At 66.3% G+C, this 12722-nt stretch carries 20 protein-coding genes; 7 read left to right on the forward strand and 13 right to left on the reverse strand.

Annotated elements, in window-relative coordinates:
- Positions 1-76 precede the first annotated feature (76 nt).
- The 7 genes from CKO31_RS27405 to CKO31_RS15765 all read right to left on the reverse strand — a co-directional run bounded on the left by CKO31_RS27405 (position 77) and on the right by CKO31_RS15765 (position 4064).
- Complete coding sequence (locus tag CKO31_RS27405; RefSeq protein WP_306341749.1) at positions 77-280, reverse strand: DUF4351 domain-containing protein; 204 nt, start codon at positions 278-280, stop codon at positions 77-79.
- A gap of 300 nt (positions 281-580) precedes the next feature.
- Positions 581-1087: a hypothetical protein gene (locus tag CKO31_RS15740; protein WP_200239364.1), complete on the reverse strand. Its 507-nt coding sequence runs from the start codon at positions 1085-1087 to the stop codon at positions 581-583.
- Positions 1084-2115, reverse strand: coding sequence for an AAA family ATPase (locus tag CKO31_RS27685; RefSeq protein ID WP_369075133.1), 1032 nt, complete (start codon positions 2113-2115; stop codon positions 1084-1086). Before CKO31_RS27685 ends, CKO31_RS15740 begins: the two co-directional genes overlap by 4 nt.
- A gap of 822 nt (positions 2116-2937) precedes the next feature.
- On the reverse strand, positions 2938-3210 hold the full coding sequence (locus tag CKO31_RS15750; RefSeq protein ID WP_200239366.1) for a DUF2442 domain-containing protein: 273 nt from the start codon (positions 3208-3210) through the stop codon (positions 2938-2940).
- Positions 3211-3220: 10 nt separating this feature from the next.
- Positions 3221-3490 carry a DUF4160 domain-containing protein gene (locus CKO31_RS15755; RefSeq protein WP_200239369.1) on the reverse strand — a complete coding sequence of 90 codons (270 nt, stop codon included), beginning with the start codon at positions 3488-3490 and terminating at the stop codon, positions 3221-3223.
- 15 nt (positions 3491-3505) lie between these two features.
- On the reverse strand, positions 3506-3706 hold the full coding sequence (locus CKO31_RS27690) for a DUF1353 domain-containing protein (RefSeq protein WP_200239453.1): 201 nt from the start codon (positions 3704-3706) through the stop codon (positions 3506-3508).
- A gap of 187 nt (positions 3707-3893) precedes the next feature.
- Positions 3894-4064 carry a helix-turn-helix domain-containing protein gene (locus CKO31_RS15765; RefSeq protein WP_242475416.1) on the reverse strand — a complete coding sequence of 57 codons (171 nt, stop codon included), beginning with the start codon at positions 4062-4064 and terminating at the stop codon, positions 3894-3896.
- A gap of 464 nt (positions 4065-4528) precedes the next feature.
- On the opposite strand from CKO31_RS15765, the gene CKO31_RS15775 reads away from it, so the two are divergent.
- Positions 4529-4822 (forward strand): hypothetical protein, encoded by a 294-nt coding sequence (locus tag CKO31_RS15775; RefSeq protein ID WP_200239462.1) that lies wholly within the window; start codon positions 4529-4531, stop codon positions 4820-4822.
- On the opposite strand, the gene CKO31_RS15780 is transcribed toward CKO31_RS15775, so the two are convergent.
- The 3 genes from CKO31_RS15780 to CKO31_RS15790 form a co-directional block, all read right to left on the reverse strand.
- A complete protein-coding gene (locus tag CKO31_RS15780; protein WP_200239371.1) occupies positions 4819-4968 on the reverse strand; it encodes a hypothetical protein in 150 nt (49 codons plus the stop codon). The genes CKO31_RS15775 and CKO31_RS15780 overlap by 4 nt on opposite strands.
- 212 nt (positions 4969-5180) lie before the next feature.
- Positions 5181-5396 carry a DUF2283 domain-containing protein gene (locus CKO31_RS15785; RefSeq protein WP_200239373.1) on the reverse strand — a complete coding sequence of 72 codons (216 nt, stop codon included), beginning with the start codon at positions 5394-5396 and terminating at the stop codon, positions 5181-5183.
- Entirely contained in the window at positions 5393-5635 is a 243-nt protein-coding gene (locus tag CKO31_RS15790) for a hypothetical protein (protein WP_200239375.1), read from the reverse strand. The genes CKO31_RS15785 and CKO31_RS15790 overlap by 4 nt, the downstream gene beginning before the upstream one ends.
- 247 nt (positions 5636-5882) lie before the next feature.
- Here CKO31_RS15790 and CKO31_RS15795 point away from each other — a divergent pair, with 247 nt between their 5' ends.
- Positions 5883-6173 carry a hypothetical protein gene (locus CKO31_RS15795; protein ID WP_200239377.1) on the forward strand — a complete coding sequence of 97 codons (291 nt, stop codon included), beginning with the start codon at positions 5883-5885 and terminating at the stop codon, positions 6171-6173.
- Positions 6174-6564: 391 nt separating this feature from the next.
- Positions 6565-7062 (forward strand): hypothetical protein, encoded by a 498-nt coding sequence (locus CKO31_RS15800; protein ID WP_200239380.1) that lies wholly within the window; start codon positions 6565-6567, stop codon positions 7060-7062.
- Positions 7063-7251: 189 nt separating this feature from the next.
- Here the strand turns inward: CKO31_RS15800 and serS are convergent, their stop codons facing one another.
- The 3 genes from serS to crcB form a co-directional block, all read right to left on the reverse strand.
- Entirely contained in the window at positions 7252-8553 is a 1302-nt protein-coding gene (gene serS / locus CKO31_RS15805; protein WP_200239383.1) for a serine--tRNA ligase, read from the reverse strand.
- A gap of 201 nt (positions 8554-8754) precedes the next feature.
- The gene (locus CKO31_RS15810; protein WP_200239385.1) at positions 8755-9105 is read right to left on the reverse strand and encodes a DUF190 domain-containing protein; all 351 of its coding nucleotides are present in this window, start codon (positions 9103-9105) and stop codon (positions 8755-8757) included.
- On the reverse strand, positions 9102-9476 hold the full coding sequence (gene crcB / locus CKO31_RS15815) for a fluoride efflux transporter CrcB (protein ID WP_200239387.1): 375 nt from the start codon (positions 9474-9476) through the stop codon (positions 9102-9104). Before crcB ends, CKO31_RS15810 begins: the two co-directional genes overlap by 4 nt.
- A 228-nt stretch (positions 9477-9704) precedes the next feature.
- Here crcB and CKO31_RS15820 point away from each other — a divergent pair, with 228 nt between their 5' ends.
- From CKO31_RS15820 to CKO31_RS15835, 4 genes are all read left to right on the forward strand, one after another.
- Positions 9705-10178: a CDP-archaeol synthase gene (locus CKO31_RS15820; RefSeq protein WP_200239389.1), complete on the forward strand. Its 474-nt coding sequence runs from the start codon at positions 9705-9707 to the stop codon at positions 10176-10178.
- A 77-nt stretch (positions 10179-10255) separates the two neighbouring features.
- Positions 10256-11008 (forward strand): endonuclease/exonuclease/phosphatase family protein, encoded by a 753-nt coding sequence (locus CKO31_RS15825; protein ID WP_200239391.1) that lies wholly within the window; start codon positions 10256-10258, stop codon positions 11006-11008.
- Complete coding sequence (locus CKO31_RS15830) at positions 11005-11592, forward strand: CDP-alcohol phosphatidyltransferase family protein (RefSeq protein ID WP_200239393.1); 588 nt, start codon at positions 11005-11007, stop codon at positions 11590-11592. The genes CKO31_RS15825 and CKO31_RS15830 overlap by 4 nt, the downstream gene beginning before the upstream one ends.
- A 323-nt stretch (positions 11593-11915) precedes the next feature.
- The gene (locus CKO31_RS15835) at positions 11916-12722 is read left to right on the forward strand and encodes a hypothetical protein (RefSeq protein ID WP_200239395.1); all 807 of its coding nucleotides are present in this window, start codon (positions 11916-11918) and stop codon (positions 12720-12722) included.

Genomic DNA, 12722 nt, shown 5'->3' on the forward strand with positions numbered 1-12722 from the left:
GGTCAGGGGGAGACGGGGTGTTCAGGTCTTGTGTTGCCACATCTGAGCATGCGCAGGACAACCCCAGCTGTTGGCTTCACCCCTCATCACCTCCGATTAACTCCTCCACGCTCTGGGCATCGAGAATCCCATCGAGCCATGCATCCAGTTGCGCGACCGGCGCCGCGCCGATCCGTTGCATGGCCCAGACAGGCAGGGGACCGAAGCGGCGAACGAGCAGACGCTTGAGGCTTTCGGCCTTGCCTTCGGCCTTGCCCTTGACATCCCCCGCCCTCGGCAAAGATCGACTGATAGGCCTTCGTCTCCTGTATCGGAGTCACCAGGTTCAGCCTTGCCCAGACCTCCTGCGCGGTCAAGCCGCGAAATCGCTCAAAAAACCAGAATTCCAGTACTTGCGACAAAATGTCGCGCACCTCCGCATCAAGCGGCGCCTCTTGTACGGTGCGCCATAGGATGGGGGCTTGGGCCGTCGTATTCCGCGCGCTTGCGCTGGATGAAGCGCGCGGTGATGCGGGTTTTTAGTGTTGGGCACGCTACCGCCCTGCCCTGTCTGGTTGGGGCATGGGGCGGTTTCCTTGCGTTATCGCGTATGCCAGGCAACTGCGGGGCTCGCGTTGTCTACGACGAGCGGATGAGCGTCGATGGGTTTGACTAGCCTGCGCAGTTGCTGTTGAACGTCCGCCGGGTTTATTGCTCGTGGCCAGAGTCGAGAATGGGTGCGCGGCTGCGCAAGGTGCAGCACGACGCGCAAGCGCCGTGCTGCGCAGACCGCTTTAGCGTGCCGTTGCTCTGCAGGCGCCGATGCGTTCAGTTTGGCCGGCAGCAGCATCGCCAGTGTGTCGAAAACCTTCAAGGCTACTTCTTCTGGGAGCGCGGTGGGCTTGGTTCGCTGGTGGCGGCGGTAATCCTTGACCTCGATGGCCCAGGCGGTGCGCTGAGGATCGATCGCGAGCAGGTCAATGCCTTTGATGCCATCGCGCATCTTGAGCGCTTGTTTGCGATAAAAGGCCCAGTCGTCGTAGCGGCTGCACTGCCAGTCGGTCGGGAAGACGAGGATCAGGCCGTCGACGTCGATCGACTGGGTCATGAGGCATTGGCGGCCAAGAAGCGGTCGGACTGGGCGAGCTCTTCATCGAGGGCGGCGATGTCGCCGATGTCGTCGACGTTGGGGCCCTGTTGGATCTGGACACCATCGGCGCCAGCATGTAGCCCGAAGTAGCGCGTGTGGAGTGGCTTGCGTGTCGCTGCGGCAGTCAAGATCTCGATCTCTCGCAACAGGAACAGGCTATGCGTGGCGATGAACACCTGGATGCCGGAGCCGGCGAGATCGCAGATGCTGCGGGCGATGCATTTGATCAGGCGCGGGTTGAGGTTGGCGTCGGGCTCATCCCAGAATAGGGCGCCCTTGTCGAGCAGGGTGCCGGTGGCGATCAGGCGGGCGAGCATCGCAAGCTTACGCAGTCCTTCGGCGACCAGCGGCATCTCCATGCGCCCGCTGGCGTTGCGCAGGTAGAAGCGGCCATTGTTGTCGAGCTCGATGCTGCCCTGCATGGCCGTTTCCAGGGGTTCGAGTAAGCGGCGAATACGGTGTTCGCGGGGCCCGCGCTGGAGCAGACCGCCGAGGAGCACGGCGGTGTCGCGCCAGGTCTCCTCGAGCTCGAGGTAGTGCTGCTCGTAGACGGCGACGAAGTTCGGGTAGATGGTTAGCAGTTCTCGCGTGGGCAGGTAGACGGGTGCGGCGTCGAGCCATTGCGCGGGCGCGGTCTCGACGCTGACCTCGCTCTTGCTGTTGGTCGCGAAGCTGAAGGCGCTGTCCAGAGACTGCTCGGCGAAGGTGAGCCCGACCTCGCAGCGGCGCCGTCCTTGCCCGCGCCGCGCGAGCCGGCCGAGGGTCTCGGGGCGGAAGACGTTGACCAGCTTGTCGGCCCACAGGGACTGTAGTGCGGATTTGGTCGGCGCGCCGACCGCCTTGCGCGCCTGCTCGGCACTGGCCGCAGGCGGCGTATACGCGAGCTTGAGCAGGTGGGTCTTGCCCGTGCCGTTCTCACCAACGAAGACGTTGAGGTTGCGCCCAAAATCAAGCTGCGCATGGGCGAAACAGGTGAAGTTGGTGATGTCTTAACGCTTGAGCATGGGCTTTGGGTCCCTGCCTTCGTATTAAACCGGTGACTCGTCTAGTTTTTCGGGCGCCAGTTTTTCGGTCAAGTCATGTGCCAGCCCGAAACCTGGGCCCAAACCATTTGACGGCCCAGACCATGATGGCGCGGCGCCAGGCGGGCTCGCCGAGGACGGCCAGGGCTTCGTTGTGCAAAAAGGGGTCAGAGCCCTTTAGCTTCGGTGTCGGGTGTCGGGCTTCGTGCCTCAGCCCGACCTACGCCGATTGCGCCGATTGTGGGAAACGGGGTCGGAGTGGTTTTGGCCCCAGGTCGAGCCGCCCTGCCGATCGGTGCGGGGGTCAGCGCTGTGGGGGCGCTGTCGTCGGCACGATCAGGGGCCGTCGCGGCAAGGATGCCGCTCCCACGGGCCCGAAAAGGGGTCGGAGCCGTTTATCGCGCGGGGCGCTCGTTGTGGGCCAACGCGGGCTGGAGCCGTCTGCGCTCAGTGAAAAACAGCCTCCGGTGTGTCCGCCGTGAGGATGCGCTCCGACCAGTTCAGTAGGGTCTCGGCGGCAGACGGAAAAGGGGTCGGAGTGGTTTACCCCTGCTGGGTGTTTGGGCGGCTGAAGCCGCCCCTACCGCAGCCCCTACGGCTGCCGCTACAACTGCGCGTCCAGGGAGACGTGTAGAGATTGTGGGGGCGAATTCAGTCGCCCCTGCACGCTCATGAGCTTAAGCACGCCGATGATCACGCCGCCGACGCCAACCGTGATGCCGAACGGCCAGCGCCATTGGCGTCGCTCCTTAGTTGACCTATGGGGTTACCAAGTAGGCGGTCAGCTCATTTGGAAGCCACAGCTTCGGCACCCCAGTTCCTTTGCACGACCTCGCCGCGCAGGTACAGAGTGTCCGGTGAAAGATCGATCTCGTCGGTCCAGGCGACCGTGCCATTTTCGACCTTGGCTGCCATGAACAGGCTCCCTTCGCGCAACGCGGAAAAGGCAGGGTAATCGAGTAGCGGACGGACATCGAACCGCCGGATCTCACCGTCAGCAAATTCCGCTTCCAGCATGAAATCAGCTAAGGCTTTGACCTTGATGATATCTGGTGTCATGGCGTATGCCTCAACGCAAGGGATCGATCTTGAAAGGAGCTTGGCCCTCACTGGCGAGTTGCCAATCGGCCATCAGCTCGTCCTGATGGATCGCAACCCAGGCTTGTACAAGTTTCATTTGCTTGCCAGGGAGCGCTCCGTCGAGCACGTCTCCATCTGGGATGCGCAACACTGCCTTGTGCTCATTGTAGCGAACATGAATGTGCGGGCTGTGGTGGCGATCGGTGTCGAGCACATACATGCTGACGAGGATCCCGTAAAACATGCTGATTGTCGGCATCAGGGAAGCTCTTGTTCAGGCTGCAATAGCCAGCCGGATCTGCCCTGGCAGCCAGATGACGGCGGCCTTGCCGCTGCGCCCGACCGGTGGCAGCAGGGGCCAGACCAGGCGCGGGATCGAGGCGAAGTCGCTGCGGTCGCCGGCGGACACGCTGATCCAGCGCGGGTCGGCTTCGCTGGTGCCGATGGTGCTCCAGTAGCGAAAGGCCTCCAGCAGCTCGAACGGGGGCTCAGCGAGGTTGCCGGTGTGGACCTTGAGGACGCGCGCGTCGGTGCAAGGAGCTCATGGGTACTCAGGTGTCGAGCAGGTCTTCGGCTTGGGTCTGGGCGGTGAGCTTGATCATCATCTGCCAGGTCCGGCGCTGGGGCTGGGCGAGCGCCGCGGCGTTGCGGCGCGCCGGCGGCTAGCGCAGCCCAGTGTCGGCGTCGGCCTTCATCTCGGCGTGCAAGGCGGCGTATTCGGCCTCTTTGCGCTGCAGGAAGCGGGCGGCGATGCGGGCCTTGGCGTCGATGCCCTGCGGCGTGAGCAGGTAGAGACAGGCGCGCTTGTTGCGGCTGTTGCGGAAGTTCTGCAACAAGGGGTCAGAGCCCTTTAGCTTCGGTGTCGGGTGTCGGGCTTCGTGCCTCAGCCCGACCTACGCCGATTGTACCGATTGTGGGAAACGGGGTCGGAGTCGTTTTGGCCCGGATGATGCCGGGGGCGGTTGCGGGTCGAGGCGCCCTGCGACTCGGTGCGGCGGTCAGCGCTGTGGGGGTGCTGTTGTCGGCACGATCAGGGGCCGTCGCGGCAAGGATGCCGCTCCCACGGGTCCGAACGGGGGTCGGAGCCGTTTATCGCGCGGGGCGCTCGTTGTGGGCCAACGCGGGTTGGAGCCGTCTGCGCTCAGTGAAAAACAGCCTCCGGCGTGTCCGCCGTGAGGATGCGCTCCGACCAGTCCAGCAGGGTCTCGGCGTCGGCCTCCTGGATGCGCTGGCGCAGGTTGGCGCTGACAGGACCGAATTTGCGCTCCAGCTGGCGCAGTAGGACCTAGGCTTCGCCTTGGCGCTTGCCCTGCTCGATGCCTTGCTCGATGCCTTGCTGGATATAGCGGTCAATGAAGGTCTGCATGATCGGATCTCCGGGGGCGGCCTGTTGCAAGAGGCGACGGGCGTCGTCTTCCGCCACGCGTTGGGTGCCCAGAAAAAGGGGTCAGAGTCCTTTATCTTCGTGTTGGGCCATACCGCCGTGAAGGGGTCGACGCCCGTCGCGGTGACGGCAGCTTTGGCGCTGCGCCTGACCGGTGGCAACATGGACCCGGCCAGGCGCGGGATTACGGTGGAGTCGGTGCATTAACCGGCGGACACGCTGATCCAGCGCGGGTCGGCCTCGCTGGCGCCGATGGTGCTCCAGCAGCGGAACGCCTCCAGCAGCTCGAACGGGCGCTCGCCGAGGGCGCCGGTGTGGACTTTGAGCAGGAGTGCGTTGATGAAAGAGCTCATGGGTTGGCGGTTGCGGGGTCGAGCAGGCCTTCGGCCTGGGCTTCGGCGGTGAGCTGTTCGAGCTCGGCCTCAAGGGCGTCGTCATCGGCGCGCTTGCGCTGACTGAAGTGCGCGGTGATGGGAGCCTTGGTGTCGATGCCTTCTGGGGTGAGCAGGTAGGCGTCGGCGAGTTTGTTTTTGCTGGTGCGCGTCTGGTCGCTTGGCGGTCGCAGTCATGCAGCGTCAAGGTGCCCAAGTGGGAGCTTGTTCACAGACAGTGTCGCCAAGTCTGTTCGCCGACTGGCGTGTTGGATGTCGATACCCACCAAGACACCAGCACCATCGTAATCGAGCACCACGCCTTCAGAGACTTCATCGGAATCTGCTGCGACACGCTCACTGAGATGAATGTAGAGAGAATCGGTTGCTGCATCGTAGTTGAGTTTCACGGCTTGAACCTCCGATCCGGGAAGGCGTTGTGGATCGTCTGCCCATCGGCCAGGGTCACCACACGCAGGTAACGGCCCAGGGCATCAACCCAGATCCAGTGTCTGATGCGACCGTCGTACGACTGCACTTCCGTGCGGATGGGATCACGAACAGCTGCCTCGCACCATTCACGCCGGATGTACGGTCGCTTGACGAGCACATTGTCGCGGAAATAGTCAGTGATGGGCAGCGCTGACATCAATCATTCGAAAAAGGGGTCAGAGCCCTTTAGCTTCGGTGTCGGGTGTCGGGCTTCGTGCCTCAGCCCGACCTACGCCGGAGCCCGCCCTTCACGGCACACCGGGAATAGTTCACCAAAACACTGCGCGAAGCTTACCTGCCCGGGGCGGCCCCGCCCCTTAAGCTGATCTCCAAGGCACAGCGCCCCGCGCCGCCCGGCAACGGACGACGCCGACAAAGCTCACCACCCATTGGAGACCGCAGAAATGACCAAGACCCTGTCCATCGCCGCCCTGTTCTTCGCCGCCAGCGTCGCCGCCACCGCCGCGCTGCACCAACAGCCCATACCCCCAGCGCAAGCGATGGCGAGCGAGGCCGACACCGCCGCCGAGGTGACCCGCCGCGGCAGCCGCGACCTGCCGCGGCCGGTCGGCACCGCCACCGCAATGATCGACGCCGGCGACCAGCCGCGCCGCGGCCAACGGCCAGCGCTCGAGGCGGCCGACAACAGCCTGCCCGCGCTGGCCCTCGAGGCCGAGCGCCGCGGCAGCCGCTGAGCCCCTCGCCGCGAAGACCCTACCCTGGTTCCCAGGCTCCGTCCGCCTGGGAGCCCAGCCCGGAGGCTCTGCCTCGCGTGCCGCGGAGTCGAGGCAGAGCCTCGCGACCGCATTCCCGGGCAGAGCCCGGGAACGAGGAGCGAACCGCCAGAGTTACGACGACACGCCCGGCACCAACGCCGCGCCCCGGCGCACCAGCCCGGCAGCTGCGGGTTGCAATGCATTTGCCGTGTGCCGACCAGGGAACGCCCCGGCAGACGATTCCCAGGCGCACCCCTTGGCCGTCCGGCCCGATCTCGTTGACGCGGCGACCATGCCGCCGGCCCCCTCCCAGGCCCACCCGCACCGCCTGATATACTGATCCGGGAGCCAGCAAGTATCCCTAGCAGCAATGGCCCTAGCCCAGGAAGACATCCAGTTCATCAAAGACCACCTCGGCGAGTGGCTGGCGGAGCAGTCCCTCGGCAAGCCGCCGGCGGTCTACGAGGTCGAGCTGCGCGAGCGAATGGTCCGCGTGGAGGAGGAGCTCAAGCACCAGCGCGAGCTAATGCGCGAAGGCTTCGCGCGGATGGACGAACGCTTCGAAGCGGCCGAGCAGCGCCGCCAGGAGCTGCGCCAGGACATGCTGGCGCGCTTCGAGCAAGTCGACAAGCGCTTCGAGCAAGTCGATAAACGCTTCGAGCAAGTCGATAAGCGCTTCGAGCAAGTCGATAAGCGCTTCGAGCAAGTCGATAAACGCTTCGAGCAAATCGATAAGCGCTTCGAGCAGGCGGATCAACGCTTCGAGGCACTCACCCGCCGCATCGATCGATTCATGATTTGGTCATTCGGCACCACCGTCACCGTCGGCGGACTGGTCGTGACCCTGGTCAAATTCTGGAATCCCTAAGCCAAGGGCCGACGGCAACCGCCGGATCATCGCGCCTCCTGCCGTCGGCACGACGCACGCGGCTGTCTCCAGGTTCTTCCTCGCCCCGCCAGTCGCCCCTCGCTAACACATCCGAGGCGGAGCCTCGCGAGCGCATTCGCGGGCAGAGCCCGGGAACGAGGGTGACACGCAGCACAGGGCGCTCCGGGCTCAGGGCCGCAGCACCTCCAAGCCGCCCATGTAGGCCACGAGCGCCGCCGGCACCCGGATGCTGCCGTCGGCCTGCTGGTAGTTCTCCAGCACCGCCACCAGGGTGCGACCGACGGCCAGCCCGGAGCCGTTCAGGGTGTGCACCAGCTCGGGCTTGCCGGTCTCGGGGTTGCGCCAGCGTGCCTGCAGGCGCCGCGCCTGGAAGTCGCCGAAGTTGGAGCAGGAGGAGATCTCGCGGTAGCGGTCCTGCCCCGGCAGCCAGACCTCTAAGTCGAAGGTCTTCACCGCGGAGAAGCCGAGATCGCCGGTGCACAGGGTCACTACCCGATAGGGCAGCTCCAGGCGCTGCAAAATGGTCTCGGCGTGCCCGGTCAGCGTCTCCAGGGCGTGGAAGGCGTCGTCGGGTCGCACCGCCTGCACCAGCTCCACCTTTTCGAACTGGTGCTGGCGGATCATGCCGCGGGTGTCCTTGCCGTAGGAGCCGGCCTCGCTGCGAAAGCAAGGGGTGTGGGCGACCCATTTTCGCGGCATGGCATCGGCGTCGACGATGACGTCGCGCACCAGGTTGGTCACCGGCACCTCGGCGGTGGGGATGAGATAGAAATCCCGGCCGGCCGCATCTTCTTCGGCCGTCGCCGCCGGTATCCGGAACAGGTCCGCCGCGAACTTGGGCAGCTGGCCCGTGCCGGTGAGGCTGTCCGCATTCACCAGGTAGGGCACATAGGTCTCGGTGTAGCCGTGCTCGGTGGTGTGCACATCCAGCATGAACTGGATCAGGGCCCGATGCAGCCGCGCCAGCGGCCCGCTCAGCACCACGAAGCGCGACGCGGTCAGCTTGGCGGCGGCATCGAAGTCCATCCAGCCTGCGGGCACGCCGAGGTCCACGTGGTCCTTGGGCGTGAAATCGAAGCTCGGCGGCTGGCCCCAGCGGCGCTCCTCGCGGTTGGCGTCCTCGTCGGCGCCGTCCGGTACGCTCGCATCCGGGAGGTTCGGCAGGCCCAGCGTGATGTCCTGAAGCTCTGCCTGCAGCTCGCCGAGCTCGGCATCCAGCGCCTTCAGCTGGTCGCCGAGCCCGGCGATCTCGGCCTTGAGCGGCTCGATGTCCTCGCCCGCCGCCTTGGCCTTGCCGATGGCTTTGGAGCGCGTGTTGCGCAGGTTCTGGAGCTCCTGCACCCGCGTTTGCAGGTCCTTGCGGCGGCCCTCCAGCGTCTCGATGCGGGCGGTGTCCACCGTCACGCCGCGGCGGGCGAGCTGGGTGGCGACGTGCTCCAGGTCGGAGCGCAGGAGTTTCGGATCCAGCATGACGGTCTCGGCTCTTGTGGGGTCTTCGGCGATGGGGAGCGGCGGCGCCGGGGCCATGCGGTTCAGCCTGCGGCGCCCGGCGTTTGGGGCATCCTACCGAAATGGGCGCCCCTGCTTGTAGATGCGGCGGCGTGAGTGACGGCGGCAGCGGGTCCTTCGCGGCAAGGATGCCGCTCCCACGGCACGGGGTCAGGCGGGGTTTTAGTTGCCGCTGCTCTCGACGTTGACGCTCCAGGAGACGATGTGGCCGGGCTGCACGAAGTCCTTGATGCGCTCGATGGCCGCGCGGGCGCGCTCCGGGCGGTCGAAGAACTCCAGCACCAGCGGCAGGTCCGCCGAGAGGTCCACGAGGCTGGTGCCGTGCACCACGCCGGAGGCGCCGAAGCCCGCCACCCCACGGGTCACGGTGGCGCCGCGGACTTTGAGCTCGTCATGCAGGCACTTGAGCAGGGGCTTCAGGCCATGATCGGACTCGCTGAGATAAACGCGCACCATGGTCGCCCACAGCAACGGTGTCTCGGCGGTCTCGGCTCTGGAGGCGGGCTTGCTCATAGGGCTCTCGCGGCGACGATGCCGGCCCAACAGGCGGCGAGGCAGACCAGCACGCTCACGGCGATGTTCGCGAGCGCCCGCAGCATCTCCCCCTGCTCCACCAGCGTCAAGGTCTCCAGCGAGAAGGTCGAGAAGGTGGTGAAGGAGCCGAGGAAGCCGATGAGGATCGCCGCCCGCAGCTCCGCCACTAGCAGGCTGCGCTCCAGCAGCAGTACAAAAAGCAGCCCCATGGCAAAGGAGCCCAGTACATTGACGCTCAAGGTGCCCCAAGGGAAATCCCGCCCGAGCACCCGATACACACCGGTGGACACGAAAAACCGCGCCAGCGCACCGAGTGCGCCGCCGCCGGCGATGGCAATCAACTGGAGCAAGACCGCGCCCCCCAGAGTCGACCCAGCGCGGATTGTAAGCGATTCAGGCAATCCCGAGCTGCCGGTGGCGCGGCCTTGCAGCCAGCTGCGAAGATCTAAGGCTGGCGGCGGCCAGCCCGCACCCCCAAAGACGCGAAGCCATGGCAATCCCTGAACCATTTTTGGCCGTCGAGCCCCTTTTTGGCCGGGTGCTGCGACTCCGAGGCTTCTTATACGCGTGAGACTGTCGTGCTAGCGTTACTGCTGTTGATCGTCGCCGCGAATGGCGCGCCGGTGCTGGCGCATGCGATGCTGGGCGAGCGCGGGGCGGCCCCTATCGACTTCGGCTGGCGCCTGGCGGACGGCCGCCGACTCTTGGGCGACGCCAAGACCTGGCGGGGGCTCGTCGCAGCCCTGGCCGCAAGCACGGCCTTGGCGCCACTGCTGGGGCTTTCGCCACTGCTCGGGCTCGCCGCCGGCGCCCTGGCCATGGCAGGCGACCTGCTCGCCAGCTTCGTCAAGCGGCGGCTGGACCGGCCACCCAGCAGCCGCGCGGTGGTGCTGGACACGGTGCCCGAGTCTCTGCTGCCCGCGCTCGGACTCATGCGGGCGCTTCAGCTCGGCGGCGGCGAGATCCTGGTATTAATTGTCCTGTTCGGTCTGCTGGACGCCCTGGTCTCGCCGCTGCTGTACCGTTTGCGCATTCGCCGCCGCCCCTGGTAGACCACTGGCCGTCTGCCCAAGCCCGCAGCACGCGCCGTAACCCGATCAAGCGCCGAGCCGGCGCGCCGATGACCCGCATGAGCCGCCAATTCAGCATCCTGACCTACAACATCCACAAGGGCTTCAGCATGGGCGGGCGGCAATTCGTGCTGCATCGCATGCGCGATGCCCTGGCGCACACGCGCGCGGATCTGGTGTTCCTGCAAGAGGCGCTGGGCGAGCACGAGAGCCATGCCCGGCGGCTGCACGAGTGGCCGGATTATCCCCAGTTCGAGTTCCTGGCGGACACCGTCTGGCCCCACCACGCCTATGGTCAGAACGCCATTTATGATCAGGGCCATCACGGCAATGCGATTCTGAGCCGCTGGCCCTTCCGGCAGTGGGAGAACATCGGCGTCTCCCCTTACCCATTCGCCGCGAGCCGCTCGCTGCTGCACGGTGTCATCGAGATGCCGGGCGCGGATCAGCGCCTGCACGTGGTTTGTGTACACTTCGGCTTCTTCGGTGCCGAGCGCCGCCCGCAAATACGGCGGTTGTCCGCGCGCATCGAGGCCCATGTGCCCCACCACGAGCCGCTCATCGTCGCCGGCGATTTCAACGATTGGTCGGGCCGCGCCGAGCGGGACTTCAACGCCGAGCTGGAGCTCTCGGAGGTCTTTCGCAGCCTTCACGGGCGCCATGCCCGCACTTGGCCTGCAATGGCCCCCGTGCTGCCCATGGACCGGATCTACTGCCGCGGCGTGGCACCGCTGCGCGCGGAGCGCCTTGGGCTCGCCCCCTGGCGCCGGCTGTCTGACCACACCCCACTCCAGGCTTGGTTCCGCTTATGACGGACGCGCACCACTGGCGCCTGCCCAATCTGCTGAGCGCCTTCCGGCTGGTGGCGGCGCCGGTGTTGTTTCTGCTGGCCTTGCAAGGCCACCGCGAGCCCTTCCTCTGGCTGCTTGCGGCTGCTTTCTTTACCGATGCCATCGACGGCACCTTGGCGCGCCTCACCGGTCAGGCGAGCCGCTTCGGCGCCATGCTCGACTCCTGGGGAGACGTCGCCGTCTATACGGCGGTGGCCGCATCCATGCTGCTGCTGTGGCCGGAGCTGGTGCGCCAGGAATATCTCGCCTTCTCCGCCGTGGTGGCGAGCTTCATCCTTCCGGCGGTGGCGGGTCTGGTGCGCTTCCGCCGCTTTACCAGCTATCACACCCGGCTGGTGAAGCTGGCCGTGGTAGCGACGGCGGCGGGTCTGTTTCTGCTGCTGCTCGGTGTGGCCGCATGGCCTTTTCGCGCCGCGGCCGTCCTCGCCGTGCTGGCGGCGCTGGAGGAGGTCGCCATTACGCTGGTGCTGGATCGCGAGCGCTCGAATGTCGGCGGCCTGTGGGAAGTGCTGCGCGAGCGCCGCCGAGACGGCCCGCCGGCTTAGGCAAACACCCATTGATTGGCGTCCCCCCACAGGCGACTGCACGCAGCCGCCACTGACGGAACGGCGCCGATGCCCTGCTGTGTGGCGGGCAGGCGCATAGCCATTGCCTATCGGCGCCGGCGCGTCGTCGAAGGATTCAATTGTTACTTCAGTATTTTCTTATATACTGGCGCTTGTCTGCGTTGAGCGGCGATCGCCGACACTACGCGGACCAGCGACAAACCAGACCAACACTTGCTGACCCGGAATCCCCTCACAGCCCGCAGCAGGCCGCGTCCCGTATGCGATGGCCGCCGCGGCACGACAGATCAAGGTGTGTACTCATGAAGACACTTGCCCTCTCCGTCTCCGCTGTCGCCTTCGCGGCGGCCACCGCCACCGCCACCGCGCAGTGGATGGCGCCCGGCTACGCGCCGTACAGCCATGGCCCTTATGGTGCCGCGCCCTTCCACGCGCCGGTCGCAGCCGAGCAATTCGAAGCCATGGCCGAGCGTCAGCGCGAATTCGCCGAGCAGCAGGACAAGGCCGTCGAGGCGATGATGGAGCGCCAGCGTGCCCACTTCGAGCGCTTCGCACCGCCCGCCCCCGCGCCCATGGCCGGACCGATGCAGCGCCCGGACATACCCGAGCCGCCGGCCTTCGGTGAGCGCCCCCAAATGCCGGAGATGAGCCTGCCGGAGATCCTGGGCTTCGAGCGTCCCGAGATGCCTGCCATGCCCGAGATGCCAGAGCGTCCGGCCTTCGGCGAACGACCCCAGATGCCCCAGATGCCCCAGATGCCCCAGATGCCCGAGCAGTTCAGCATGCCGGAGCCGCCGGCGATGCCCGAACTGCCCAAGGTGGAGCGTCCGCCGATGCCCACATCGGCCCCCGGCGCGCCCGCTGAGCAGAGCGCCGAGCGCGAGGCGCGCCAGGCCCGGTACCAGGCCTACCGCGAGCAGATGAAGCAGCGCGCCGCCGAGCGCCGCGCCGCCATGCAGGAGCTGGCCGAGCAACGCCGTGCCGCCGCCGCAGCCTATCGCAATACCCCCATGCCCCGCGGCTTTGGCCCTGTGCCGATGCCTGCCGACAGCAGCGACGCGCCGTCCGAGCAGTCGGCGGCCGACACCGAGCAGGCCCCCGCCGGCTGA

It is taken from the genome of Thiohalocapsa halophila (genome assembly GCF_016583825.1).
GTDB classification, from domain to species: Bacteria; Pseudomonadota; Gammaproteobacteria; order Chromatiales; family Chromatiaceae; genus Thiohalocapsa; species Thiohalocapsa halophila.

Coding starts and splice junctions, on each gene's coding strand:
- CKO31_RS15740 (WP_200239364.1), bottom strand. CDS start 1,087: ATGACCCAGTCGATCGACGTCGACGGCCTGATCCTCGTCTTCCCGACC.
- CKO31_RS15750 (WP_200239366.1), bottom strand. CDS start 3,210: ATGACACCAGATATCATCAAGGTCAAAGCCTTAGCTGATTTCATGCTG.
- CKO31_RS15755 (WP_200239369.1), bottom strand. CDS start 3,490: ATGCCGACAATCAGCATGTTTTACGGGATCCTCGTCAGCATGTATGTG.
- CKO31_RS15780 (WP_200239371.1), bottom strand. CDS start 4,968: ATGAGCTCTTTCATCAACGCACTCCTGCTCAAAGTCCACACCGGCGCC.
- CKO31_RS15790 (WP_200239375.1), bottom strand. CDS start 5,635: ATGTCAGCGCTGCCCATCACTGACTATTTCCGCGACAATGTGCTCGTC.
- CKO31_RS15795 (WP_200239377.1), top strand. CDS start 5,883: ATGACCAAGACCCTGTCCATCGCCGCCCTGTTCTTCGCCGCCAGCGTC.
- CKO31_RS15800 (WP_200239380.1), top strand. CDS start 6,565: ATGGCCCTAGCCCAGGAAGACATCCAGTTCATCAAAGACCACCTCGGC.
- serS (WP_200239383.1), bottom strand. CDS start 8,553: ATGCTGGATCCGAAACTCCTGCGCTCCGACCTGGAGCACGTCGCCACC.
- CKO31_RS15810 (WP_200239385.1), bottom strand. CDS start 9,105: ATGAGCAAGCCCGCCTCCAGAGCCGAGACCGCCGAGACACCGTTGCTG.
- CKO31_RS15825 (WP_200239391.1), top strand. CDS start 10,256: ATGAGCCGCCAATTCAGCATCCTGACCTACAACATCCACAAGGGCTTC.
- CKO31_RS15830 (WP_200239393.1), top strand. CDS start 11,005: ATGACGGACGCGCACCACTGGCGCCTGCCCAATCTGCTGAGCGCCTTC.
- CKO31_RS15835 (WP_200239395.1), top strand. CDS start 11,916: ATGAAGACACTTGCCCTCTCCGTCTCCGCTGTCGCCTTCGCGGCGGCC.